The organism is Paratractidigestivibacter sp. (assembly GCF_963660155.1).
Classification (GTDB): Bacteria; Actinomycetota; Coriobacteriia; order Coriobacteriales; family Atopobiaceae; genus Paratractidigestivibacter.
This window is the reverse complement of sequence record NZ_CAVKWG010000035.1, coordinates 38,924-63,368: the sequence shown is the minus strand read 5'-3', so window position 1 is coordinate 63,368 and position 24,445 is coordinate 38,924. Positions and strand designations below refer to the sequence as shown.

Here is a 24,445-nt window from a genome sequence, read left to right as displayed (position 1 = left end):
AAGCGCCTCCTAAAGCGGTTTGATCTGATTGAGTGGCTTCTGCTCCTTCGCGAGCTCCCAGTTTTGCATAAGCTCATCACGATGAAGTTCGTTCCAGGCAAGGACCAGCTTGAGCTGCCTTGCAGGAAGGGCGCCGCTTAGCACCGCCCCCGACTCAACATCAACCAAGCACTTGCGCCCTGAATACTCTGCGTGGAAATGAGGGGGATTGTGATCGTTGTAATACATGGTAATTCGTACCCCATGAAACTATGAAATCTCGGGCACTGCTCCCCTTTTCTTCGGCATTGATTTGATGGTACCCACTCGTTTGGACGCTGCCGGGCGCTAAGTATGCAATCAAAATGGTTTTTGCCAAGTAGACGCAAGCTGAGAAACGCGTTGACCTGCGATTTTGTTCGCGCGATTTGCAACTCTACTCGGCGAACCCGGTTTTGTTTGCAAACTTAGCAAAAAAGCCCGCCGCCCGCCTGCAGTTTGGGGCTGTCCCTAACTACAGGCGGGCAGCAGTCGCGCAAAAAGCAGGCCGGCGGCGTGGTGCCACTGACCTGCTGCGATGTCTGGTGCCCCCGGACGGATTCGAACCGCCGACACCGGCTTTAGGAGAGCCGTGCTCTATCCCCTGAGCTACGAAGGCATGGAAGAAGATTCTAACACGCGAGCGGCGCGCTCGCGCAGACGGGCTACTTGCCCTTCGCGGCCTTCTTGGCGGCCTTGGCCGCTTCCTGCTCGGCCTGCTCGGCGCGGGCCTTCTCGTTCTGCTCCTTGACGTACTCGGCAACGCGCTTGTCGTTCATGCCCTGCAGGCGCTTCTCGGCGGCCTTGCGGAACTTGCGACGCTTGCGGAAATCGTACACGAATGCGGCGATGATGAACGCGTAAGCCAAGACCAGCGCGATGAGGGCAATGAGGCCCATGCCCCCGTTGCCAAGCACGTAGGTAAAGATGAGCGACACGATGGTCATCGCGAAGCCGACGCCGAGAAGAATCCACCAGGTCTTGTTCGTGGCCTTGTACTCGGGGTTGTCCTTGAGCATGTAGTCGTACGCGGTGTTGCGCTTATCCTCGAGGCGGCGCTCCTCGGCGCGGGCGGCCTTCTTCTCCTCCTTGGTCATGGTGGCGGGGTTCTTCTTGGTGCGGTCGCCCTCCATGCGCACGGAAGCGGCGGCCTCGCGGGCCGGGCGGGCGCCGGCAGCGGAGGACTTTCCGCTCTTGAACGGGTCGTAGGCGGGGACGGCCTTATCGCCGCCGGAGCCGTCCTTGGACTTCTTGGCCATGGCGTCGACGGTGACCTTGGCCTCGTCGCGGGCCCCCTCGATAGTGTCGCGCAGAGACATTAGACTCCCTTTGGTTCGAACTCGGTACCGGTGATGATCTGGAAAGCCTCCTGGTAGCGCTTGGAGGTTCCCTCAATAACGTCCGCCGGGATGCGGGGCGGCTCGCCCTGCATGTTCCAGTTGGCGCGCAGCCAGTCGCGGACGTACTGCTTGTCGTAGCTGGGCTGAACCTGGCCCTCGGCGTAGCCCTCGGCCGGCCAGAAGCGGCTGGAGTCGGGGGTCAGGCACTCGTCGATGAGGACCAGCTCGCCGTCGATGACGCCGAACTCGAACTTGGTGTCGGCGATGATGATGCCGCGGGTGGCGGCGTACTCGGCCGCGGCCTTGTAGATGGCAAGAGACGCGTCGCGGAGCTTGGCGGCCATCTCGTCACCCACGATCTGGGTGCAGCGCTCGAAGCTGATGTTCTCGTCATGGTCGCCCAGCTCGGCCTTGGTGGACGGGGTAAAGATGGGCTCGGGCAGCTTGGAGGCCTCGGTGAGACCCTCGGGGAGCTTGATGCCGCAGACGGTGCCGTCAGCGTCGTAGGTCTTCTTGCCGGAGCCGGTGAGGTAGCCGCGGACGATGCACTCGATGGGCAGGGTCTGGGCCTTCTTGACGAGCATGGAGCGGCCGGCCAGGTAGTCGGCGTACTGCTGGTACTCGGCGGGGAAATCGGCGACATCGACCGAGATCATGTGGTTGGGCATGAGGTCGGCGAAGCGCTCGAACCAGAAGGCGGAGATGCGGGTGAGAATCTCGCCCTTGTGAGGGATCTCGTCGGGCAGGAGGAAGTCGTACGCAGAGATACGGTCGGACGCGACCATGAGCAGGCTGTCGCCGCAGTCGTAGATGTCGCGCACCTTGCCGTGGGAATCCGGGCGCTTCTGAATCTCGGACATCGTATACCTCGATTTCGTTGGTCGGCGACTCTGACGCGTCACCTTGTTCCATAACGTGCAAAAGTATACGTCGGCGCGGCGGGATTTCCCGTACAAAGCGCGCGCCTGCACAAAGGGGACAGTCCCTTTTCTGCAGCGGTTTGGGGACAGACCAGCACCGGGTAACAGGTTCGTTGTGCTGCACGGGGAACCTGTCACCCGGCGCAGATGGGGCTAGCCCTCTTGGATGGCTTGGGCAAGGTTGCGGCGCTTCTGGTCGCGCGGGATGCGCAGCGTGAACTTGGTGCCGCGGCCGAGCTCGGACTCGACAAGTATCGTGCCGTTATGCTTGTCGACGATCTCCTTGGTAAGCGAGAGGCCAACGCCGAGGCCGCCGGACACGCGCTCGCGGCTCACGTCGGAGCGCCAAAAGCGCGAGAACGTCTGCGGGATGTCCTCCTTGGCGATGCCGATGCCCGTGTCCTCCACGCTCATCAGCACGTCGCCACGGTCCTGTTTTACGGACACCTTCACGTAACCGTCGGCGTCCGTGTAGCGCATGGCGTTGCTCATCAGGTTGACCATGGCCTCACGAATCAGGTCGCCGTCGACGTCGGCCATGAGCTCCTCGCGTCCGCTCTCGTTAATAAACCGCAGGTGAAGGCCCTTTTCGTGGAAAAGCGCGTGCTGCGAGCTCACAAGGCTGCGCAGCAAATAGATCACGTCGGTACGCTCGGTCTTTAGCTCGTTGGCGTTGTTCTCGAGGCGGCTCAGCTTGAGCATGGCGTCGACCAGGCGAGACAGGCGCCTGACCTCGGAGGCCACCGTCTCGAAGTGCTCGTCGTCTGCGGGCAGCACGCCATCCTGCATGGCCTCCACCGTGGCCTGCATGGCCATGAGCGGCGTGCGCAGCTCGTGGGCCACATCGCCGGTGAGGCGGTGCTCGAGTTTGATGTCGCGCTCCAGCGTGGAGGCCATGTCGTCGAACGTCTCGCCGAGCTGGCCGATGTCGTCGGTGCCAGAAACGCCGGTGCGGGCGGTCATGTCGCCGTTGCGCAGCTGCTTGGCAGTGCGGGTTATCTTTTGGATGGGCTCGGCCATCTTGCGCGAGGTCACGTAGCCGAGCACGCACGCGAGGACGACGCCGATGATGGCCGCGATGGCGATGGCCTGGAAGGAGCTTGTCTTGAACGCCGCGTCCGCGGTGGTAAGAAGCGCGTCGGAGCCGAACGCCCAAAGCCGCAGGGTGCCGACCTTCTTGCCGTCGGCATCCTTAATCTCGGAGGTTACCGCAGCGTCGGCGCCCGAGGGAACGCGTGAGGCCACGCTCTGCGGCAAAACGATGCCCGTGGCGTCGACGTTTGCCGCGCCGGCGCCGGTCAACGTGTCGTCGAAGAGAACCCCGCCGTCGGCATCGAGCACCTGCACGCCGATGTCGTCCGAGATGCTGGCGGCAGCGCCCGCGAGGCTGACCACGTCAGAGGTCCACTTGTTGCCCTCGCGCTCGTAGGCGCCGGCGATGGACGCCGCCGTCGAGTCGGCGATGGACTGCATGTTTTGCCTGGTATACGACGAGAATTGCCTGCCCCAGACCACGGCAAGCACCACAACGAAGATAAACGCCATCATCATCGCGATGAGCGCGAACGCGAGCGTCATGGACGTCGAGAAGGACGCGCCGCCGGCGGGCTTCTTTTTGATGGTGTTCCACGAGTTGCGCGACGAGGGTTGCTTTGAGGCCTCGTCGTTGTGCGCGTTCTTTCCGATGACGAACTTTGCCGCCACGGCCACCTCCTTCATAAAGCGACGGGCCCGCCGTGGCGGGCCCGCGATCCGGTATTTATTGCTGCGCCGCGAACCTGTCATTTCGTGCAGCAGCTGGTAACAGGTTTATGGTGCAGCGCAGGGAACCTGTCACCCACTGCAGGTCTGTCCCAAAACCGCTGCAGAAAGGGGACTGTCCCCAAATGGCAGGCACGGGCCGCGCTACTTGACCTCGGACTTCTCGGAGGACTCGAAGCGGTAGCCGACGCCGTGGACGGTGTAGAGCCAGCGCGGGTTGCGCGGGTCGTCGCCCAGCTTGGCACGCAGGTTCTTGACGTGGGAGTCGATGGTGCGCTCGTAGCCCTCAAAGTCGTAGCCCAGGACCTTCTCGACAAGCTCCATACGGGTGTAGACACGGCCCGGGTAGCGCGCCAGCGTGGTGAGCAGCTTGAACTCGGAGGCGGTGAGGTCGACCTCCTTGCCCTCGACCAGCACCTTGTGGCCGGAGATGTCGATAACCAGGTCGCCGAAGTCGAGGACCTCGAGCGCCGGCTCGGCCTCGGTGTGGGCGCGGCGAAGCAGGGCGCGGACACGGGCGACGAGCTCGCGCGGGCTGAACGGCTTGATGAGGTAGTCGTCGGCGCCGAGCTCGAGGCCGATGATGCGGTCCTCGACCTCGCCCTTGGCGGTCAACATGATGATGGGCACGTTGGAGGTCTCGCGGATGGCGCGGCAGACGCGCTCGCCGGAGAGCTTGGGGAGCATGAGGTCGAGGATGACCAGGTCGAAGCCGTGCTTCTCGAACTCCTCGACGGCGGACTGGCCATCGCCGACGCCGCGCACGATGTAGTTCTCGCGCTCGAGGTAGGCGGCGACCGCGTCGCGGATGGCCTTCTCGTCCTCTACCAGCAGAATCTTCTTCTCGTCCGAAGCCATGTGGCCTCCCTCGGTAATTGCTTCTTTGTTGGGCGCGAGGCCCGGTTCGGTTGGGCGCGCGGTGTTGGCGCGCAGCCCGTATTGCCCCTAGTTTACCCCACTCGGGGGCGCCACAACTAAGCGTTAAGGCGGAAGGTGCGAACCGTTACGGAAGCGGGGTATCCGGTGTCGGCATCCTTGACGGTGGCAAAGGTGACGAAGAGCTCGCAATCGCCGCAGCGGGCGGGGTACTCGCCGTAGTCGACGGCGCGGTCGATGGACACGAGCGACGAGTACTTCTGCTCCTCGGTGCCCACAACCACGTACGAAGAACGGCTTTTGACCAGGTAGATGCCGTTATGGCCTGCGGGGCACTCTGAAGGCTCGCGGTCGACTTTAACGAAGCCACCCGTGCGCGTGCCGATGTAGGTGCCCATCTTAGAAAGAAGGCCGCCCGTGCTGTAGCTCGCCTCGATGCTAATCACGAACTTGTCGCCGACGCGAGTAGCGCGGAAAGGCTTGACGCTGGCCGGCAAGACGAGCTGGTCAATCTTGGTCGAGAGGTTGTCCGAGATGCTGAAGGCCGTAACGCCGTAATAGGTACCCTCGTCGGCGCGGACGCGCGGCGTGAGGATGCAGTTGGCGCCCGAGACCGTGGGTTTTGTGGCGAAGCGACCCGGGGATTTGACGCACTGGCGCACGTTCTGTTCGCCGATGGCCCAGACGTAGGCGAAGGAGTGCTCGGAGGTTTTCTTGCCGGAATACGAGGGCTGGATCTGCCAGATAACCTTGGAGCCGGAGCACGCGATGGGCGCGGGGTCGTAGTCGGAGGTGGTATCCCAGAGCTTCTGCGGGTCGCCGGTGAGCTCGCCGTCGCTGAACTTGGCAGCATAGAGGGTCCAGGAGCGGTCGGTGGTGTCAAGCTCGGTCCAGGCGTAGACGGAATCCGAGCAGGCCACGTCGTAGATGACGACGGTGGCGGCGTCGCTCACCGGGCTGCTGACGACCTCGGAGAGGGTGCCAGTCTCGGAGGAGAAGGCGCCAGCCTTGACCATGGGGGTAGCCGAGGAGCCGGCAATGGTGACCGGAACCCAGGTGCCCTCGGCCGGGCGCAGGACGGTGCCGAGCGGCAGGGTGTAGGTGGCCTCGGGGGTGTAGCCGTACTCGTCGATAAACTCGTAGGGTGAGTCGTCGGCGGTAACGGAGACGGCGGAGTCAGAGTCGACGACCACGGGCTCAGAGTCGTCGTCGGCGTCGTTGGAGCCGCAGAAGGAAAGGACGCCGATGGCGGCACCGGCGACGCCCGCGGCGGCCGACGCGCGAAAGAATCCGCGGCGGGTGAGGCGGGTGGCAGGGACGTGGGTGCGGTCGGCAGCGGGGCCGTCGGGGTTTTTCTTGCGAAGATGCATCAGACTACTACCTTGACCTGCGGTTAATTGGCCACAGCGGCGGATGGGTCGTTGCCTGCCTGGATGGCTTCCATGGCCTGCAGTAGCGCCTGCGAGAACTGGTCGGCGCACGACGTGCCGCGCGGGCCGCAGGTGTTGCCCTTAAGGATCTCGGCAATCTCGGCCGTCGGGCGGCCGGCAACCAGCTTGGAGATGGCAGACAGGTTGCCGGAGCAGCCGCCGTCGAAGGTGACCTGCTCGATGGTCTTGCCGTCATCGGACAGGTCGATGTGAATCATCTGGCTGCAAACGCGGCGCGGCTTGAAGTCGATGTGCTGCATGGTACTCCCCTCTCGAGTCAACTCACCTCAGTATACCCACGCCCGGCGCGGGCCCGTAGGAGCAATGCGGCTCGAAGCCTGTCCCCAAAGCGCAGCGGTTTAGGGACTGTCCCCTTTTTGATTGTGCTGCACGAAATGACAGGTTCGCGCCACGGCTACCATGCAAGGTTTGGCCGCTCGTGCGACGTCCGGGGGATGCCACTGCAAGGTTTTGCCGCTCGTGCGACGTAAATTCACGCCCGGCAACAGCGCGGCCCCGCAAAACCCCAGTTGGCAATAACTCGCGGGCGCGCAAACGCCGAAATTCGCACGAAAGAACGTCGCACGAGCGGCAAAACCTTGCACGCGACCGTGCTTTACGTCGCAAGAGCGGCAAAACCTTGCGCACCTGACAATGAAACGAAGGGACTGGAACTGTCCCCCTGTCTTATGCGGCTTGAAGTCTGTCCCCAAAGCGCAGCGGTTTGGGGACTGTCCCCTTTCTGCAGGCGGAGGGCGAGGCTAGAAGGTAAGGCGCTCCAGGCGGTCGAAGACGACGCCGGTGCGGGTGAGGAACGCCTTGGGATCAAAGATGGCGTCCAGCTCCTCGGCCTTGAGCTTGGAGCAGCGCGGGTCGGCCTCGAGCTTCTCGCGGAAGGTGGTGCCCGCCTCGCACTGCTGGACCTCGCGCCACGTGGCCATGGCGTTCTCCTGCACGATCTTGTAGGCGTCCTCGCGAGTGATGCCCGTGTCCACCAGGTGCAGCAGCACCTTGGAGGAGTAGATCAGGCCGCGGGTCTTGTTGAGGTTGGCCAGCATCTGGGCCGGGTAGAGCACGAGGCCGTCCACGATGCGAATGAGGCAGCTGAACATGTGGTCCAGCGCGATGAAGCTGTCGGCCTGCGCCACGCGCTCGGCGCTAGAGTGCGAGATGTCGCGCTCGTGCCACAGGGCCACGTTGTCGAAGGCCACCTGGGCGTTGGCCTTCACCACACGAGAAAGGCCGCAGACCTTCTCCACGGTGATGGGGTTGCGCTTGTGCGGCATGGCCGAGCTGCCCTTCTGGCCCTTGCGGAACGGCTCCTCGGCCTCCAGGGTGTCGGTCTTCTGCAGGTTGCGGATCTCGGTGGCGATGCGCTCGCAGGTGGCGGCGGTGGTTGCCAGGACGCCGGCGAGGTAGGCGTGGTGGTCGCGAGAAATGACCTGGGTGGAGAGGGGGTCGTGGGCCAGGCCCAGGTGCTCGCAGACGTACTCCTCCACGCGCGGGTCGATGCTGGAGTAGGTTCCCACCGCGCCGGAGATGGCGCCGAAGGCCACGTTGGCGCGGGCGTCCACCAGGCGGTCGTAGTCGCGCTTGAGCTCCCAAGCCCAGCTGCCGAACTTCATGCCGAAGGTCATCGGCTCGGCGTGGATGCCGTGGGTGCGGCCGACGCACAGGGTGTCCTTCTCCTCGAAGGCGCGGCGCTTGCAGATCTCGCCGAGCTTCTTGCAGTCCTCGATGAGGATGTCGGTGGCCTGGACAAGCTGGTAGCAAAGGGCCGTGTCGCCCAGGTCGGAGCTGGTCATGCCGTAGTGGACCCAGCGGGAGGGCTTGGGCTCGCCCTCGGGCACGTCGGCGTCGATGTAGGAGCCCATGTTGGTGAGGAAGGCGATGACGTCGTGGTTGGTCACGGCCTCGATCTCGTCGACCTCTTCCTTCTTGAAGGCGGCGTGCTCGCGGATCCAGGCGGCCTCCTCCCTGGTGATGCCGCTCTCACCCAGCTCGGCGTGGGCCTCGCAGGCCAGGACCTCGATCTCTTGCCAGACGGCGTACTTGTTCTCCAGCGAGAAGATGTGGCCCATCTCGGGACGGGTGTAGCGATCGATCATGTGGTTCCCTCCAAGGAGTCGAACATCCAGACGCACCCATTCTACCAGCACGGGCCTGCCATTTTGGGACAGTCCCCTTTCTGCAGCGCTTTGGGGACAGTCCCCTTTCTGCACACGCGTGAGGGCTGCAGACTCGTCGCCGAACCATTGGACGGACCGCCTGAAACGGCGTATCGTGTGCAAAAAGGGGACTGTCCCCAAATGGCAGGTGCAGGTGGCGGGCTAGACGGTGCGGCTGGTAATGAGGGTCGGGCTCACCGCCTCGTTGTTCTCGACGGCCTTCTTCTCCACGGTATCCTTACGGGTGGCGTCGCCGGTGTCCATCGTCATGGACTGGAAGCGGTTCTTCATGAAGTCGTCGTCGCAGTACACCGAGAAGAACGTCTCGACGGGCGTCGACGGCTCGAGGCCCGACGAGCGCTCGAACCAGCAGTCGAGGCTGCCCAGCGTGAGCAGGCCGTCGGTGATCATGAACACGGCCACGAGCGCGGTGAGGCCGTAGCGGAAGTCCCACGGGATGAGGTTGATGCCCTTGAGCATGATGGGCAACACAAACTTGACCCACACGAGGCCGAGCAGGCCCCAAATGATGAGGAACATCGTGGCCGTGCGGCCGCCGGTGAGGACGGCCACGGGGTCCGGCATGAGGCCGAACAGCATGTAGCTGCTGTAATCCCAGGCGGTGATGCCGAACGACGCCTTCATAAAGAACGCCGTCGCCGCCTCGAAGCCGCCGCCGACCAGGCCCGCGACCACAAAGGTGATGAGGGGGTTCTTGTCGTACAGGCGGTTGAGCACGATGGTGATCAACACGGCGCCGAAGCCGTAGATAGGTGAGAACGGGCCGATAAGCAGGCCGGCTCGGTCCTGGTAGACGCCTTGGTCGACGACGGTCATGTGCCAGATGATCTCGAGAATCAGGCCAAGAATGCTGCAAACGAAGAACATCCAGAACAGGTTGTAGAAATCGAGGCGGATGTAGCCCTTGCCCGAGACGTCGCGGCCGAGCATGCCCTTCTCGGCGGCATCCATGTCCTGCTCGCGCTCGCGCTCGTGGGCGGCGCGCTTCTCGGCGGCGAGGGTCGGGTCGAGCACGGTCGAGAAGATGACCAGCGCGGCGATCTTTACAAAGATGCCGAAGAAGCTCCACGAGAAGCCGCTGAGCATGTACGAGACGGAGAGGTTGAGGATTGAGATCCACATGAGGCGGCGCGACCACACGGCGGCGTTGCGGTGGATGCTCTTGCGGAGGGATTTGCCCAGCTTAAGGCTGATAATTGCGTCGGCAAGCGTGCCGATGAGCTCGACGATGGAGAGAGCAATGACCAAGGTGCTCGTCTTGAGCTCGGCGATGCCCGCCTGAACGCTGCTCGCGAGGTCCGCGCCCGAGCCCTCGGTAAGCATCAGGGCGAACAAAATGCCGATAGAGACGGCGAGGAAGATGAAGAACGCGAGGGAGAGCCAGCCGGAGATGGTGAGATAGATGCCGTACCAGCGCACGCCACGGGCGAAGGTGCCGTCGTCGTGGACGAGTAGGTCGTTGGCGCGGGCGGCGAGGTCGTCGAGGTCGTCGCCTTCGAGGGTCACAGAGGCGGGGGCGGCGTTATTCTTATCGATATCGGTCAAGATGCACCTCAGGTTCGTTCGTCGTTAATTGACGGTTTGGGGGCGCGCGGTACCCGGCTCCATTATTATCGAGCAGAAACGCGCTTGGCGCGCACATCAGCTTTGTGAACGGAAATTTGGAGGCTCGCGTGGAAGAACACGAGCAGCTGGAAGATAAACAAACCGCAGTTCAGACGAATGCTCGGGCGGCGGACAAGGCAACCGCCGAAGCTCTTGCCGAAACCCCCGTCAAGGCCCCGGCCGAAGCCGCCGGCGCAACCCCCGCCAAGACCAAGCCCCGCCGGCGCAGGCACCGCGGCCTCAAAGTCGCGCTTATCGTCGTCGCGTGTGTGGCGGCGATAGCGTCCCTCGTGTTCACCGGCGTGGTCCAGTGGCGCCTCGGCCTGGCCAGCAGCAGCGACTTTATGATCGGCGAACCGCAGCCCATCGAGGCCGTCGAGGGTTCGGTCGACGCTTCCGGCAACATCACCGCAAACGTTACCTACTCCAGCATCGTGGCCGACGACGGCAAGGACGCCACCGAGACCATCGAGTGGAACGACGACTGGTTCTTCGCCGACTCGAGCGAGTACAACCACCAGCTCGCGCGCACGGCCATCGTGCTCTCCACCGTGGCCAACTCCGAGTCCGTCCACTACCAGGCCGGCAGCGATTCCGGCGACTACATGGAGAACATCCTGGCGCAGCTCGGCTTCGACAACATGTCCACCGCGTCCTACCAGTACCGCAGCGAGATCATCGACCAGCTCTCGGCCGTCTTTAAGGACAAGGGCACCGACGTGACGGCCTACACCATTGCGTCGAAGGAGATCGTGAACTCGCAGACCGGCGAGAAGAAACTGCTGGTCATGGCCGCTGTACGCGGAAGCTACGGCACCGAGTGGCTGTCGAACCTCGCGATGAACTTCCGCTCGAGCATGTCGGACACCTACGGCTACGGCGAGAACGACCACCAGGGCTTCTCCGAGGCGGCGCAGGAGCTGGAAAGCCGCATTTTCTCGTACATCATGAACCTCGGGCACGACCCGAGAGACCTGAGCGACATCTCGCTGTTCGTCTGCGGGCACTCGCGCGGCGGCGCCATCACGAACCTTCTGGGCTCGGCCATCGACAAGGAATACTACGAGGCCGAGGCGGCCACTATGGCGAGCGCGGCGGAGGCCGGCGAGAGCGCCGCGATCGATGGCGCGATCTGGATCAAGGGCTGCATCCCGGCCAGGTCGCTCTACGCGTACGCCTTCGCCACGCCCGAGCTCACCGAGTCGAGCAACTGCCGCGACGCCATGTACAACAACATCTTCAACATCATGAACCCGTCGGACCTCGTGCCGCGCATGCCGCTGAACGTGTGGGGATACGAGCGCTACGGCGTGGACCTATGGCTGCCGGAATACGGAAACCATGGCTTCGACCAGCAGTTTATTGCCGTGTGCGCCAAGTTTAGCGAGCACGTCCGCTGCGAGACAAAAAGTGACCCGACCGATGTTGAGGACGTGGACAAGATCGTGTCCGACATCGCCGAGGTGGCGCCGACCATCGACGACTTCAAGACGCCGGTCGGCGTGGTCAAGTCGCTGTACTCCATGATCAACGGCCACGACATCGTGCGCATCATCCACAGCCACGCGCCCGATCTCTACTGCGCCTGGATGGAGACGATCGACGCCAGCGACCTGCGCACAACCCGCTAGGCGCGGCGCCTGCCATTTGGGGACAGTCCCCTTTTTGCACACGCACGTGCGCTGCGGTCTCGTCGCCGAATCATTGGGCGAGATGCCTGAAACCGCGGTTCGTGTGCAAAAAGGGGACTGTCCCAAATAGCCGGCGGGCCAAACGTTGCTTACAGCGCGGCCTTGGCCTCAGCGAGCTGGGTCTCCACGGCCGCGTGTCCGGTGCCGCCGTAGGTCGTGCGGGCGCGGGCGATGCCCTCGGGGTCGAGGTCGGCGGCAATGTCCTCGTCGAAGAGGTCGGACGCGGAACGGAACTCCTCAAAGGTGAGGTCCTCAAGACCCTTGCCGTTCTTCTCGCAATAAAGCACGAGCTCACCCACCACGCGGTGCGCGTCGCGGAACGGCATGCCCTTCTTGGCCAGGTAGTCGGCCACGTCGGTGGCGGCGGTAAATCCGGTCTTGGCCTGGGCGAGCATGACGTCGGCGTTGACCGTCATGGTCTCCAGCATGCCGGCGGCGATCTCCATGCAGTCGGAGAGGGTCTTGGCGGCGTCCATCGGGCCCTCCTTGCACTCCTGGAGGTCCTTGTTGTAGGCCAGCGGCAGCGACTTCATGGTGGTAAGAAGCGCCATCAGGTCGCCGTAGACGCGGCCGCACTTGCCGCGCGTGAGCTCGGCGAAGTCCGGGTTCTTCTTCTGGGGCATGATGCTGGAGCCGGTGGAGTAGCTATCCGAGAGCGTGATGAAGCCGAACTCGGTGGAGCTCCACAGCACGATCTCCTCGCACAGGCGCGAGAGGTGCATCATGCTGACGCTGCAGGCGTACTCGAGGTCAAGCAGGTAGTCGCGGTCGGAGACGGCATCCAGCGAGTTGGGGATCGCGCGAGAGAAGCCGAGAAGCTCGGTGGTGCGCTGGCGGTCCAGCGGGTAGGTCGTGCCGGCGAGCGCCGCCGCGCCCAGCGGGTTTGCGTCGGCCGCGTCCAACGCGGCCTCCAGGCGCTTGCGGTCGCGGGTGAACATCCAGAAGTAGGCCAGCATGTGGTGCGAGAAGAGCACCGGCTGGGCGTGCTGCAGGTGGGTGTAGCCGGGCATCACAACGCCCATGTGCTTTTCGGCGGCGTCCACGAAGACGCGGCGCAGGGCGTCGTTGCCCTCGATGAGGTGCTGGCAGAGCTCCTTGGCGTAGAGGCGGATGTCGGTCGCCACCTGGTCGTTGCGGGAGCGGCCGGTGTGCAGGCGGGCGCCAGGGGTGCCGATGTTGCGGGTGAGGGCGCCCTCGACGGCCATGTGGATGTCCTCGTCGTTGACGTCCCAAGCAAACTCGCCGCGCTCGATCTGGCCGGAGATGTCGGCCAGGCCGGCGTCGATGGCCGCCTGGTCGTCCTCGGAGATGATGCCCTGCTCAGCGAGCATCTTCGCGTGCGCACGGCTGCCGGCGATGTCCTGCTGCGCCATGGCCTTGTCCTCGTTAAGAGACGCGCCGAACTCCTGCGTGAAGGCGTCGACGCCCTTCTCGAACCTGCCACCCCAAAGAGCCATCGAGCTCCCCTTTCGTCGTAAATCGTCCCAGCTAGGTTACCGCACCTTCAAGTCATGTGCGCGGCAGCGCGCCTGCGGTTTGGGGACAGTCCCCTTTTTGCACACGCTTGAGGGCTGCAGGCTGGTTGTCGAACCATTGGGCAGATTTGCTGAAACCGCGGCTCGTGTGCAAAAAGGGGACTGTCCCCAAACTGCAGGCGCCACAAGAAAAACGGCGCGCCCGAGGGTACCCGGACGCGCCGTCGTCAAGCCGCAGGAAGGCCGACGCTTAGTCGACCGGGGTAAGGCCGGACTTGGGGCCCTGGACCTTGGACCAGGTCTGGGACTCGAGGCCGTGGAGGGCAATGAAGCCGCGGGAAGCGGTGTGGTCGAAGGTGTCGCCCTCGTCGTAGGTGGCCAGGTTGTAGTCGTAGAGGCTGTACTCGGAGCGCATGCCGTCGACGAACAGGCCGCCCTTGCAGAGCTTGATGCGGACGTCGCCGGTCACGAACTGCGAGGTGTAGTCGTTGTAGGCGTCGATGGCGAGCTTGGCCTGGCTGAACCAGAGGCCGTCGTACACGAGGTCAGCCCACTTCTCGTCGAGCTCGCGCTTGGTCTTCTGGGTGTTCACGTCGAGGCACATCTGCTCCATGGTCTCGTGGGCCTGGATGAGCAGCAGGGCGCCGGGGCACTCGTAGCACTCGCGGGACTTGATGCCCACGACGCGGTTCTCGACCATGTCGATGCGGCCGAAGCCGTTGCGGCCGGCGATCTTGTTGGCCTCGAGGATAAGCGAGAGGATGTCCATCTTCTCGCCGTTGATGGCGCTGGGGATGCCCTTCTCGAAGGAGATGACGACGGTCTCGGGCTCAGCAGGGCAGTCCTCGAGGTTGTTGGTCATCGTCCAGATGTCCGAAGGCGGCTCGTTCCAGGTGTCCTCCAAGACGCCGCACTCGATGGCGCGGCCCCACAGGTTGTCGTCGATGGAGTAGGGCTTCTTCTTGGTGACGGGGATGGGCACGTCGTGGGCCTCGGCCCAGTCCATCTCGGACTCACGCGTGGTGAGGTCCCAGACGCGCACCGGGGCGATGATCTCCAGGGAGGGGTCGAGCGCACGGATCTCGGTCTCGAAGCGGACCTGGTCGTTGCCCTTGCCGGTGCAGCCGTGGGCCACGTACTTGGCGCCGGTCTCGTGGCAGATGTCCACGATGTGCTTGGAGATCAGCGGGCGGGAGAGGGCGGAGAGCAGCGGGTAGACCTTCTGGTACTTGGCGTTGGCCTTGATGGCGTGGGTCAGGTACTTCTCGGCGTACTCCTGGCGCATGTCGACGGCCTTGGAGTAGATAGCGCCCATGTCGAGGGCCTTCTGCTCGACCCAGGAGAGGTCCTTCTCGTCCTGGCCGACGTTACCGCAGATGGCGACGACGTCGAGGTTCTTCTCGATCTGGAGCCACTTCACGATGACGGAGGTGTCCAGACCACCGGAGTACGCGAGGACGACCTTTTCCTTCTCAGCCATTTTTGATTTCCTTTCGATTGGCTAATTGGTTCATTTAGCAGGGTTAATTACAGCAGAACGAGGCGCCCGTTGGTGCCAGGCGCGCAAGAATTCATCTGGGGAATAGACCGCCAGGACAAAAACGCAGCGCACGCGGCATCGCGGGCTAGATTCGTCGGTTCTGGCGTCGGGTTCGGGGAGAAGAGATGGCGATGGCCTGGTAAAGGCCCGCAATCATGGCGCCGTAACTCTTCATTAGGCTTCTTTCGCCTCCCCTAAAGACTAGTGGCCCGCGATATGTGCGCGGGGCTGCAATCAACTCGTTCGACTATAGGCCTGCGCGCGGGGGCGATGCAACCCACGTGCTCGGGCGATTCAAGGTTGAAACAAAGAGCGGGCCGAGTTGCCCAGGCCCGTGTTGAAACAAAGAGCAGCCCGAACCACCCCGACCCGCGCGCAGCCGGCCGCCCAACAGCCGCACAAAGAAAGCCCGCAAGCACAGCCTGCGGGCCCTTGGGGGTAGCGACTTTGTGGCTTGGATTAGCCGAGCTTGGCGCCCAGCTTCTCCGTGAGCTCGTTCTTGTCAATGATGTTGTTCAGGACGACCAGACGGTCCTCCTCGATGCCATCGACGAAGTTGGCGAGGTCACGGCCAAAGACGTAGAGGTCGGCGACACCAGGCTTCACCTCGGAGATGGTCGTGTGGGTGACCTCGATGTCGGTCCTGCCCAGCGTGTTCAGCACGCTGTTGATGTTCATCTCAACCATGAGGCTCGAGCCGATGCCGTTGCCGCATGCGCACATGATCTTGTGGACTTCCATGGTTCCTCTTTCCTCTTGTGGCCGCAAAGCGAGCCGTCTGTTTGTTGTTGGGGCCGAGATCATGCTCGGCCCCGCGGTACTTGGAGTCTACCCGCTTAAAGCGCGGTCTTTACTTCTCCTCGGCAGCCTTGGGCTTGGGCGCGACGAAGTTGTAAACGATCGGCGCAGCGAAAAGGAGGACGCAGATGATCAGCAGCGGCATGCCGGGCACAGCCTGGGCAAGGTTGCCGAAGAGCATGCCGAGCCAAGAGAAGTCGGCGTCGGAGAAGGTGGCGGAGGTGAAGCCCAGAGCGGTGAAGACAGGCATGCACAGGGCCGGCAGGAAGGTGATCAGCAGGCCGTGCACGGCGGCGCCGGCGACGCAGCCCTTGATGCCGCCCTCGGCGTTGCCGAAGACACCGGCGGTGGCGCCGCAGAAGAAGTGGGGAACGACGCCCGGGAGGATAAGGGCAACGGGCACCAGGTTGGCATCGATGAAGCTAAGGATAACCAGGCCGAGGATGCCGAAGACGAAGGACACCAGGAAGCCGATGATGACGGCGTTGGGAGCGTAGGGATACGCGACCGGGCAGTCGATGGCGGGGATGGCGCCGGGGACGAGCTTCTCAGCGATGCCCTTGAAGGCGGGGACAATCTCGCCGACGATCAGACGGACGCCGGAAAGGATGATGTAGACGCCGCCGGCAAAGGCCATGCCGGAGGTAATGGCCCAGATGAACCAGTTGGTCTGGGTCTCGGTGCCGACGTTAAGCAGTTCGTCAAGATAGGAGAACTGGGTGGGGTCGGCAGTAAGGATGCCACGCGCAACGGCCACGCCGGTGACGACCACGAAGAAGACCATCATCGTGATGGAGATGGACACGGTGGTATCGCGCAGGAAGACGAGGCGCTTAGGGAAGTTGATGTCCTCGGTGGACTTGGAGGAATCCTTGAACAGAGAGCCGATCTTGCCGGCGATGGCGTAGCCGATGCCGCCGAAGTGGCCGAGCGCGACGCCGTCGGAGCCGGTGACCTTCCTAAAGGTGGGCTGGCAGTAGGCCGGGGAGATGACCATAATCAGGGCCAGGACGCAGCCGCCGGCGACGTACAGGGGGATGCCGGAGAGGCCGCCGATGGAGAGGACGACGGCGAGCATGCAGGCCATGTACAGGGTGTGGTGGCCGGTCAGGAAGATGTAGTGCATGCGGGAGAAGCGAGCCAGAACGATGTTCAGGATCATGCCGATGCACATGATGAGAGCGGACGCCTGACCGAAGTCGGTGAGGGCCATCGAGACGACGGCCTCGTTGTTGGGAACGACGCCCTGCATGTTGAAGGCGAAGTTGAAGATCTCGCCAAAGGCGAGAAGAGAGCCGGACTGCAGGTACGAAGAACCGGCGGTGAGCACCAAGAAGCCGACGATGGTTTTGATGGTGCCCATGACTACCTGCTCGATCGGCTTCTTCTGAAGCACTAGACCGAGGAGGGCTAGGAGGCCGACGAGAATTGCCGGCGTCGACAGAATGTTGACTATGAAGTCGATAACTGCCATTTCTTACCTCTTTCCTTGTTGATTGAACGCTTACGGGACGTGAAATCGCCGAAATTAAGGGGGGTAGGCTTTCGGCGCATTCGCTGAGGTTGGGTGCGGCGTGGCCGCGGGTAGGACGTTTAGGCTACGAAGTAGCCGTAGATCTCGTCGGCGGTCTGCGCCTCGCAGATCTTGGTGATGTTCTCGGGCTCCCCGAACATGGTGGCAAGCTGGCGCATGACCTCGATGTGACCGTCGGCGTCGGTGGCGGCAAGGGTCACGAGAAGGCGGACGTCGGGGCCCTCCTCCTTGAAGCGGACGGGCTCACGCAGGACCGTGACGGCAAGCTGGCGCTTAATGACGCCCTGGTCGGGACGAGCGTGCAGCAGGGCGAGGTCGGGGCAGATCACGAAGTAGGGGCCGTACTCGATGGCGTTCTGGATGATTCCCTCGAGGTAGGCGTACTCGACATAACCCTGGTCCACCAGGGGCTGGACCGCCACGTGAACGGACTCCTGCCAGTCGGAGACCTTCTCGACGATCTGGACGTTCTCACGCTTGAGCATTGAACTCATACTGTTCATCGGGCGCTCCTTTCATGGTTTTTCTTGTTCCGAGGCAAACTATAGACAACAAGCGTCTGTTCGCCTCCTGTTTTCCTGTTTTATCCTGTTCCCTACACCGTTTCTACACATCTACTTGTATCTTTTCACCGAATTTCATTTCTTAAGCACCAAAATCGGGAAATTTGCGGGCATTATTGGTGGGGAAACAGGAAAACAGGAAATTCTGAGGGTCGAAGAGTGTTCCCAAAGCAACGCAGAGAAAAAATTGTCCAGATTCTGGACGAGCAGGGCCACGCAACCGTCGAGGAGCTGGCAGCGCGTTTCTCCGTGAGTGTGGACTCCATCCGCAAAGACCTCGGCGTTTTGGCAAAAGATGGCCTATGCCGTCGCGAATACGGCGGGGCGCACAGGATGGAGCGCGAGGGGGAGCCGCAGCGCATGAGCACGGCGCGCGGCGACGCCGCGACGCCCGTTTCGCCCGCGCTTTCCGATTCCCCCGCCATCGCCGACGTCAATGACGACACGATCCTTGGCGACGAGGGGCGCCGCGCCGTTGCCGCGCGCGCCTACATGGAGATAAACGACGGCGATGCCATCTTCCTGGACATCTCGCGCACCAACATCTACCTTGCCGACATCATCGCCAAGGGAGACAAACGGCTGATTGTCACGACCAATATGATGGACATCCCGCGCCGCCTCTCGGGCAACCCGAAGGTCACGGCACTTCTCACCGGAGGCGTGCTGAATCCTCAGCTAACGGGTTTTATTGGATCAGCGTCGATCAGCCTTTTGGAGCCATTGCTCTTTGCAAAGGCGTTCATCGGCTGCAACGGATGCTCGGTCGACGACCACTCGGTCATGGCCGACAGCATGGACGACGGCTTGGTCAAGGAGAAGGTGCTCCACAACGCCTCATACTGCTTCCTTCTTGCCGACCACGCCAAGTTCGGCATCAAGAACGGCTACCGCTTTGCATCGATCAACGACTTCAGCGCCGTGATCACTGACGAGAAGGACCTCGGCGTGCTGGGAAAGATCACCTCCACCGGCACACCTGCGCTCTGCTGCTAGCGCTGACACGCTGACGATTTCAGCATCATCCAAGTCGGATAAACATAAAAGCCGCAACCAAACAATGGTTGCGGCCTTGTATTTTAGGTGGTGCGCCGTCAGGGTTTCGAACCCTGGACCTTGGGATTAAAAGTCCCCTGCTCTACCAGCTGAGCTAACGGCGCGTGTGCGGAAGTTGATTCTATCACGTCCGCGGCCCGCAGTTGGTGGCAGTCCCTTTGCGGACATAGGGACTGTCCCTTTGTCACGTCCCTGGTGGACAAAGGGACTGTCCGCCCTGTCCGCAAAGGGACTGCCACCAACTGCGGGCGTCGCGGATTTGGGTTACTCTTCCCAGGCCCACTGGCCGTTGACGAAGACGGAGGTCTCGGCGCCGTCGGCGGCCACACCCCAGATATTCATGTCGTCGGAGCCGATCATAAAATCCACATGGGTCGAGCTCTGGTTTACGCCCATGGCAAGAAGGCCATCGCGGTCGGCGTCGAGGCCGCCCTCAACGCACTCGGGGAAGCCCATGCCGAGCGCCAGATGGCAGCTCGCGTTCTCGTCGTAGAGGGTGTCGAAGAAGAGGGTCTTGCTCTGGCGGATCGGCGTGTTTTTGGACACCAAGGCGCACTCGCCGAGGCGGCAGCTGTTCTCGTCGGCCTCGATGATGTGTTTGAGCACGTCGCGGCCCTGCTCAGCGTCGTAGTCCACGACGCTGCCGCCCTCGAAGCGTAACCAAAAATCGCGCACGACCTGCCCCGCGTGCACGAGCGGCATGGCGGAATAAACGATGCCGTCGGCGCGCATGCGGTCGGGCGAGGTGAAGACCTCCTCGGTCGGGATGTTCGGGAAGAAGGCCGTGCCCGACGTGGTGCGACCCGCGCCGCCGTCCCAGATGTGGCCGGCGGTCATGCCCACGGTGAGGTCGGTGCCGTTCGCGGCCTGATAGCGCAGGGCGTCGAAGTGGTGCTTGTTGAGAAAGCGCTTAGTCTTCTCGAAAGACGCGTTGTGGGTCTCCCAGACACTCTCGGGGTCCTCGCCGTCGGCGCGCGACGTGGCGAGGATGAGCTGCCAGAGACGATAGACGGCCTCAGCGGGCGCGAGGTCGGGGAAGACCTGCTTGGCCCACGCCGTTACGGGGACGCCGGCGATGCACCAGACGTTGCGGCCGAAGTCCATTCCTTCGCGAAACGCCTTGCACTGCGTGTTGCGGGCGCGCGAGGCGGTCGCGGGCTTGGCGGGGTCGATGCCCTTGAGAGCGTTCGGATCGGAGCCCTCGAGGAAGAGGAACGCCGCGCCGGCCTTGGCCAGGCTGTTGAGCTGCTCAATCTTCCAGGACGGGGTCTGCTCGAACCACTCGGTCGGCACGTTCTCGTAGGTGAGACGCGTGATGGCGTCGTCGTTCCAGATGAGGGTGACGTGGCCCGCGCCCGCGCGGTAGGCCGCGGCAACGACGCGACGGGCGAAGTCGGCGCGCTCGACGGGCGCCTGAAGCACGAGCTCTTGGCCGGGCCTGATGGCAACACCTTTCTTTACCAGCAGGTTCGCGTAGAGGTCGAGCTGTTCGGAGAGCGCATCGGTGGCGATGCGGCATTCTTCGTCGGTCATAGGGACGAGGGACATGGTAGGTTCCTTTCGGCGATGGGGCCGTGCCCTCTTCGTATACCCAACCGCAGCGGACGGGGGCGAAATTTGTGGCCGAGGGGTGGAATGCGCCGGTAAGAGGAGCGCCCTGCCATTTGGGGACAGTCCCCTTTCCGCAGCGGTTTAGGGACAGACCTGCGCCGGGTGACAGATATCCAACGCTGCACGAAATGACAGGTTCCCGCCGCAGCCGCGCGCCGCTGTGCAAGGTTTCGCCGCTCGTGCGACGTTCAGGGCATACCGCTGCAAGGTTTCGCCGCTCGTGCGACGTAAATTCGAGTCCTGCGGCGCTGCACCTCCACAAAACCCCAGTTGGCGAGAGTCCGCGAGCACGTAAACACCGAAATCCGAGCAAAAGAACGTCGCACGAGCGGCGAAACCTTGCACGCAACCGCGCTCTACGTCGCACAAGCGCCAAAACCTTGCAGTTCTCGCCCCTGTCAAAAGGTGGCAATCCCCTTTCCGCAGCGGTTTTGAGACAGACCTGCACGTGGTGACAGGTTCGTTGCGCTGCACGGGGAACCTGTCATCAGCTGCTGCACGAAATGACAGGTTCGCGTCACAGCCGTGGCGGGCAGCGGCCGTACAAGGTTTTGCTGCTCAACGCAGAAGAGCCACCTAAAGGCGACCCTTATAGTTACGTTTGCCATTTGGGGACAGTTCCCTATTTGCAGGAGCGCCATGCGGGCTCGAATCCCATTGCTTCCTCCTCGCGGCGTTACCGCAAAAAGAAAGGCCCCCGGAGTCGGGGACCTGTGATTTTATGGAGCGGGCAACGGGATTCGAACCCGCGGATGTCAGCTTGGGAAGCTGATGCCTTACCACTTGGCGATGCCCGCAAAGCTGTTTAAGTTTAGCACAGCGCGTCGCGTGCGGCTAGCTGCGGCGGATGAGCTCCGTCACTGCCTCGGCCACAGCGACCGCCTGCTCGGGGACCACGTTGTCGGCAACGTCGGCGGCGGTGTGCGAGAGAGCGCGCATGCCAGCCTCATCGGTGCCCATCACCGTGAGGCCACGCATGGACGAGAGCATCGCGGGCGTGACGTCGGTGGAGGCCCAGTCGTACTTGGCGCGCTCGGCAGGAATGTGCAAGTCATCGACCACGTTTGTCATCATGCGGATCATGCGGCGGTCGGCGCGGCGGGTAACGAGCAGGCCCTCGTGCGAGAGGAGCGTGAGTTCACCGGCGGCCACGGAATCCAGGTTGATGACAAACGCGCCGCGGACCTGATTGCGATGCTGCGCGAGGAAGGCGCGCATGCCGGCGTGGTCGCAGCTGCTCGCGCCGAGGGCGACGAACCAGATGTCGTGGCAGACAAGGGCATCGTCGCCGAGACCCAGGATCTCCTCGCGGAGGTCCTCCTCAGTCGGGACGTACTGCTCGTCGAACTCAAAGCCGAGTTCGTCGTCAAAATCGAACCCATCACCTTCAATCATGCGCAGGCCGGCTCGGACCGCGGCACCGCCCTTCCAGCTGCCGTGCTTGGGCGCGCTGCCGGAATCGGCGGTCTCCTTCTTGCCAAACATGCCCTTGAGGCGGCCGAGGAGGCCGCCGTCGGAATCGGTCTTGGCGGAGTCGGCCCCGACCAGGGCCGCGAACTCCTCATCCTCAACCGAGGTGTTCTGGGAGGCGACGGCACCGCCGTACGAAGTCGTGATCTGGACATCAACAGAGACGCTGACCTTGGGCGCATCGGGATCGGTGCCGAACGGGTCGATGCCTTGTGAAGACGGTTCGGGCAAGTCGAGGAGGGTCGCGCGGCGGGCGACGTTGGACATCTGCGGGCCAAAACTCGTCTTGCCCCACTCGAGGTCGTCGGGGGCGGCATGCTTGGGGTAGCTGGCGACCGCGGCCGGGGCGGCGTCGCCGAGGTCGATGGAGTCCTCGGCGTCGAGACCGGTGTTGTCGGGGTCGATGGCGTAGTCTTCCTCAATCGGCTCAAAGACGACGGCCTCGGCGGAGGTGGGGGCGGCCGGCGCGGCGATGTCAGTGGTCTGCTCAGCGGGCGCCGAGAAGGATGCGGTGGTGGCCGTGGTCACGTCGGCGGACTCGGCAGACTCGTTGAGGGGGATTACCTTGCCTTCGGGTATGACCGGCGCGTCGGCCTGCTGAGCCTCGTCCTCGACCTGCTCGAACTCGGCGATGGAGAGCTCCTCGTCGGCGACGTCGTAGTCGTCGACCCGGTCGAGCTCGGCGAAGCCGGCGGCCACACCGGCGTCGACAGGATCATCGACCTGCTCGAACTCGGCGGTCTCGGCGGTCTCCTCGTAGTCGTCGACCCGGCCGAGCTCGGCGAAGTCGGCGGCCACACCGGCGTCGCCCGTCTCGGCAACCTGCCCCTCAGCCTGCTCGGCGGCGGCGCGGGCCTCCTCGCGCTTTGCGACGACCTTCTCGCCGATGCCGCTCGCGGCGGCGGTCACGCTGTTCTTGACCATACGGAAGAGAGAATTGATGAACTTGAGGGCGGCGGTCACGCTGCTCTTGACCATACGGAAGAGCGACTTGATGGACTCGAGGGCGGTAGGTTTGTCGTCAGCAGCGCCGTAAGGGTCGGCGGACTCGATGCCGACAGCGGCGTCGAACTGGTTGGGGGCAGGGAAATCGAAGTCGTCCGCGGCGGCGGCAACCTCACTCGCATCAGCAACGCCCGCGCCAGCGGCGGCGGCAACGTCCGCGGCGGCGGCAACAGCGCCCGCATCGGCAACGCCCGCGCCAGCGGCGACGCCCACAGCAACGTCCGCGGCGGCGACGCCGACAGCAGCGCCCGCACCAGCGGCGACGCCGGCAGCAACGCCCGCGGCACGCTTGGACACGCCGGGAACGGCCACCGCGACGGGCTCGGGCTCGATGTACTCGATCTCGCAGTCCTCGGGCAGCATTCCGAGGCTCTTGACCACGTCGGCGCCGTGGCGGACACCCTCGACGTGGCCGCGCTTGGACACGCCGGGAACGGCCACCGCGACGGGCTCGGGCTCGATGTACTCGATCTCGCAGTCCTCGGGCAGCATTCCGAGGCTCTTGACCACGTCGGCGCCGTGGCGGACACCCTCGACGTGGCCGCGCCTGTACACGACGACGGGTTCGGGCCCCTTCTCGGCAGCAGCAGCGGCGCGGATTTCGTCGGACACGGCGGCAAGAGGATCTGCCACGACGGCGCTCTGCTCGTTGGGCTCGATGTTGGCCAGCGTATCGTTGAAGCCGGCGTAAAAAATCTCGGGGTTGGTGGTCGCGTCCTCGGCTGCGGCTATCTGGGCCCGGGCCTCGGCGGCTGCGAACATGGCCTCGAGGGCCTGGTCGATGCTCTCGGCGCCGTGAACGCTCTCGAGGCCGGACGGGCGAACGTTCTCCAAAACGCCGAGCATGGCGGCCACGCCGGATTTGTTGTCGTTGACGCCGTCGGTGCAATTTGAGAAGTGTTCGAGGACGGTGGAGATGCCGAGGATGGCCAGCGGGACTGCGGCGACAATGCCGATGATCCACATGAAGCGACGGAACGGCTCGGACAGGAAGGCGAGGGGCTGAAACAGGGTACACACGGCGCAGACCAGCACGCTGTACTTGCTCACCTTCCAGAGCATGGGCACGTAGTCCGCGAGCGTGGTGGCGTACAACGGGTTCTCGCGCGGGGAATCGTAGTGGGCGACAATCACGATGGGGCGGGTGCCCTTCATGACCATGGGGCCCGTGCCCTTGTGGAACGCAACGACGTTCTGGCTGCGGGTGGTGGGCCCAACGCCGGCAAGAAGGTCGCGGCCCAGGTACTTGAGAACAAACAGCGCGACCGGGGCGGCCACCAGCACGAAGCCGATGGCGGTGAGCACCGTCACGCCGATGCCGGCGAGAAAGACGCCGACAAAAATGAGCACGTAAAGCACCGCGGGGACGACGCCGCCGTAGGTCTTGGCGTCGAACTCCTCGATATTGGGCTCGACGTCGTGCTGGCGCATGAGGTCGGCGATGGTCTCGGCTGCCTGGAGCTCCTCTTGGCTGCCGGCGGGGCTGATGCCCACCTTTTCGTTGAGGTAGTCCATGTAGTCATGTGTCATGGCCATTGTGTAGGTCCTTTTGAGCAGAGTCCC

Annotated in this window: 18 protein-coding genes and 3 tRNA genes; 2 read left to right on the top strand and 19 right to left on the bottom strand. The window is 63.5% G+C overall.

Going from position 1 to position 24,445, the window contains the following annotated elements; translation table 11 throughout:
• Positions 1–9: 9 nt before the first annotated feature.
• The 10 genes from U5709_RS06635 to U5709_RS06590 form a co-directional block, all read right to left on the bottom strand.
• Complete coding sequence (locus U5709_RS06635; RefSeq protein WP_321970653.1) at positions 10–234, bottom strand: DUF4160 domain-containing protein; 225 nt, start codon at positions 232–234, stop codon at positions 10–12.
• A gap of 327 nt (positions 235–561) precedes the next feature.
• Positions 562–637 (bottom strand) — tRNA-Arg (locus U5709_RS06630).
• 46 nt (positions 638–683) lie between these two features.
• Positions 684–1,337, bottom strand: a complete 654-nt coding sequence (locus U5709_RS06625) for an APC family permease (RefSeq protein WP_321970631.1) — start codon at positions 1,335–1,337, stop codon at positions 684–686.
• On the bottom strand, positions 1,337–2,218 hold the full coding sequence (locus tag U5709_RS06620) for a phosphoribosylaminoimidazolesuccinocarboxamide synthase (RefSeq protein ID WP_321970630.1): 882 nt from the start codon (positions 2,216–2,218) through the stop codon (positions 1,337–1,339). The genes U5709_RS06625 and U5709_RS06620 overlap by 1 nt, the downstream gene beginning before the upstream one ends.
• Before the next feature lie 213 nt (positions 2,219–2,431).
• Positions 2,432–3,982 (bottom strand): HAMP domain-containing sensor histidine kinase, encoded by a 1,551-nt coding sequence (locus U5709_RS06615; RefSeq protein ID WP_321973043.1) that lies wholly within the window; start codon positions 3,980–3,982, stop codon positions 2,432–2,434.
• A 201-nt stretch (positions 3,983–4,183) separates the two neighbouring features.
• A complete protein-coding gene (locus U5709_RS06610) occupies positions 4,184–4,897 on the bottom strand; it encodes a response regulator transcription factor (RefSeq protein WP_321970628.1) in 714 nt (237 codons plus the stop codon).
• Positions 4,898–5,013: 116 nt separating this feature from the next.
• Positions 5,014–6,285, bottom strand: coding sequence for a Tat pathway signal protein (locus tag U5709_RS06605; protein WP_321970627.1), 1,272 nt, complete (start codon positions 6,283–6,285; stop codon positions 5,014–5,016).
• 23 nt (positions 6,286–6,308) lie between these two features.
• The gene (locus U5709_RS06600; RefSeq protein ID WP_321970626.1) at positions 6,309–6,605 is read right to left on the bottom strand and encodes a TIGR03905 family TSCPD domain-containing protein; all 297 of its coding nucleotides are present in this window, start codon (positions 6,603–6,605) and stop codon (positions 6,309–6,311) included.
• A 501-nt stretch (positions 6,606–7,106) separates the two neighbouring features.
• Positions 7,107–8,453, bottom strand: coding sequence for an adenylosuccinate lyase (gene purB / locus U5709_RS06595; protein ID WP_321970625.1), 1,347 nt, complete (start codon positions 8,451–8,453; stop codon positions 7,107–7,109).
• A 222-nt stretch (positions 8,454–8,675) separates the two neighbouring features.
• Positions 8,676–10,079 (bottom strand): putative ABC transporter permease, encoded by a 1,404-nt coding sequence (locus U5709_RS06590; RefSeq protein ID WP_321970624.1) that lies wholly within the window; start codon positions 10,077–10,079, stop codon positions 8,676–8,678.
• A gap of 128 nt (positions 10,080–10,207) precedes the next feature.
• Between U5709_RS06590 and U5709_RS06585 the strand changes: the two genes are divergently transcribed.
• Positions 10,208–11,770: a lipase family protein gene (locus U5709_RS06585; protein ID WP_321973042.1), complete on the top strand. Its 1,563-nt coding sequence runs from the start codon at positions 10,208–10,210 to the stop codon at positions 11,768–11,770.
• 149 nt (positions 11,771–11,919) lie between these two features.
• On the opposite strand, the gene argH is transcribed toward U5709_RS06585, so the two are convergent.
• The 5 genes from argH to U5709_RS06560 form a co-directional block, all read right to left on the bottom strand.
• Complete coding sequence (gene argH, locus U5709_RS06580) at positions 11,920–13,287, bottom strand: argininosuccinate lyase (RefSeq protein ID WP_321970622.1); 1,368 nt, start codon at positions 13,285–13,287, stop codon at positions 11,920–11,922.
• 268 nt (positions 13,288–13,555) lie between these two features.
• A complete protein-coding gene (locus U5709_RS06575; RefSeq protein ID WP_321970621.1) occupies positions 13,556–14,785 on the bottom strand; it encodes an argininosuccinate synthase in 1,230 nt (409 codons plus the stop codon).
• A 519-nt stretch (positions 14,786–15,304) separates the two neighbouring features.
• Positions 15,305–15,586 carry a PTS sugar transporter subunit IIB gene (locus U5709_RS06570; RefSeq protein ID WP_321970620.1) on the bottom strand — a complete coding sequence of 94 codons (282 nt, stop codon included), beginning with the start codon at positions 15,584–15,586 and terminating at the stop codon, positions 15,305–15,307.
• A gap of 109 nt (positions 15,587–15,695) precedes the next feature.
• Positions 15,696–17,117, bottom strand: coding sequence for a PTS ascorbate transporter subunit IIC (locus tag U5709_RS06565; RefSeq protein ID WP_321970619.1), 1,422 nt, complete (start codon positions 17,115–17,117; stop codon positions 15,696–15,698).
• Between the two features lie 119 nt (positions 17,118–17,236).
• Positions 17,237–17,680, bottom strand: a complete 444-nt coding sequence (locus U5709_RS06560) for a PTS sugar transporter subunit IIA (protein WP_321970618.1) — start codon at positions 17,678–17,680, stop codon at positions 17,237–17,239.
• Positions 17,681–17,899: 219 nt separating this feature from the next.
• Here U5709_RS06560 and U5709_RS06555 point away from each other — a divergent pair, with 219 nt between their 5' ends.
• Complete coding sequence (locus tag U5709_RS06555; protein WP_321970617.1) at positions 17,900–18,736, top strand: DeoR/GlpR family DNA-binding transcription regulator; 837 nt, start codon at positions 17,900–17,902, stop codon at positions 18,734–18,736.
• A gap of 88 nt (positions 18,737–18,824) precedes the next feature.
• On the opposite strand, the gene U5709_RS06550 is transcribed toward U5709_RS06555, so the two are convergent.
• The 4 genes from U5709_RS06550 to U5709_RS06535 form a co-directional block, all read right to left on the bottom strand.
• Positions 18,825–18,900: transfer RNA gene (locus U5709_RS06550), tRNA-Lys, on the bottom strand.
• Positions 18,901–19,060: 160 nt separating this feature from the next.
• Positions 19,061–20,344: an aminopeptidase gene (locus tag U5709_RS06545; RefSeq protein WP_321970616.1), complete on the bottom strand. Its 1,284-nt coding sequence runs from the start codon at positions 20,342–20,344 to the stop codon at positions 19,061–19,063.
• 785 nt (positions 20,345–21,129) lie between these two features.
• A tRNA-Gly gene (locus U5709_RS06540) sits at positions 21,130–21,204 on the bottom strand.
• A 37-nt stretch (positions 21,205–21,241) separates the two neighbouring features.
• Positions 21,242–24,418 (bottom strand): hypothetical protein, encoded by a 3,177-nt coding sequence (locus tag U5709_RS06535; protein ID WP_321973041.1) that lies wholly within the window; start codon positions 24,416–24,418, stop codon positions 21,242–21,244.
• Positions 24,419–24,445 lie beyond the last annotated feature (27 nt).

Coding starts and splice junctions, on each gene's coding strand:
- U5709_RS06625 (WP_321970631.1), bottom strand. CDS start 1,337: ATGTCTCTGCGCGACACTATCGAGGGGGCCCGCGACGAGGCCAAGGTC.
- U5709_RS06620 (WP_321970630.1), bottom strand. CDS start 2,218: ATGTCCGAGATTCAGAAGCGCCCGGATTCCCACGGCAAGGTGCGCGAC.
- U5709_RS06610 (WP_321970628.1), bottom strand. CDS start 4,897: ATGGCTTCGGACGAGAAGAAGATTCTGCTGGTAGAGGACGAGAAGGCC.
- U5709_RS06605 (WP_321970627.1), bottom strand. CDS start 6,285: ATGCATCTTCGCAAGAAAAACCCCGACGGCCCCGCTGCCGACCGCACC.
- U5709_RS06600 (WP_321970626.1), bottom strand. CDS start 6,605: ATGCAGCACATCGACTTCAAGCCGCGCCGCGTTTGCAGCCAGATGATT.
- purB (WP_321970625.1), bottom strand. CDS start 8,453: ATGATCGATCGCTACACCCGTCCCGAGATGGGCCACATCTTCTCGCTG.
- argH (WP_321970622.1), bottom strand. CDS start 13,287: ATGGCTCTTTGGGGTGGCAGGTTCGAGAAGGGCGTCGACGCCTTCACG.
- U5709_RS06575 (WP_321970621.1), bottom strand. CDS start 14,785: ATGGCTGAGAAGGAAAAGGTCGTCCTCGCGTACTCCGGTGGTCTGGAC.
- U5709_RS06570 (WP_321970620.1), bottom strand. CDS start 15,586: ATGGAAGTCCACAAGATCATGTGCGCATGCGGCAACGGCATCGGCTCG.
- U5709_RS06565 (WP_321970619.1), bottom strand. CDS start 17,117: ATGGCAGTTATCGACTTCATAGTCAACATTCTGTCGACGCCGGCAATT.
- U5709_RS06560 (WP_321970618.1), bottom strand. CDS start 17,680: ATGAACAGTATGAGTTCAATGCTCAAGCGTGAGAACGTCCAGATCGTC.
- U5709_RS06545 (WP_321970616.1), bottom strand. CDS start 20,344: ATGTCCCTCGTCCCTATGACCGACGAAGAATGCCGCATCGCCACCGAT.
- U5709_RS06535 (WP_321973041.1), bottom strand. CDS start 24,418: ATGGCCATGACACATGACTACATGGACTACCTCAACGAAAAGGTGGGC.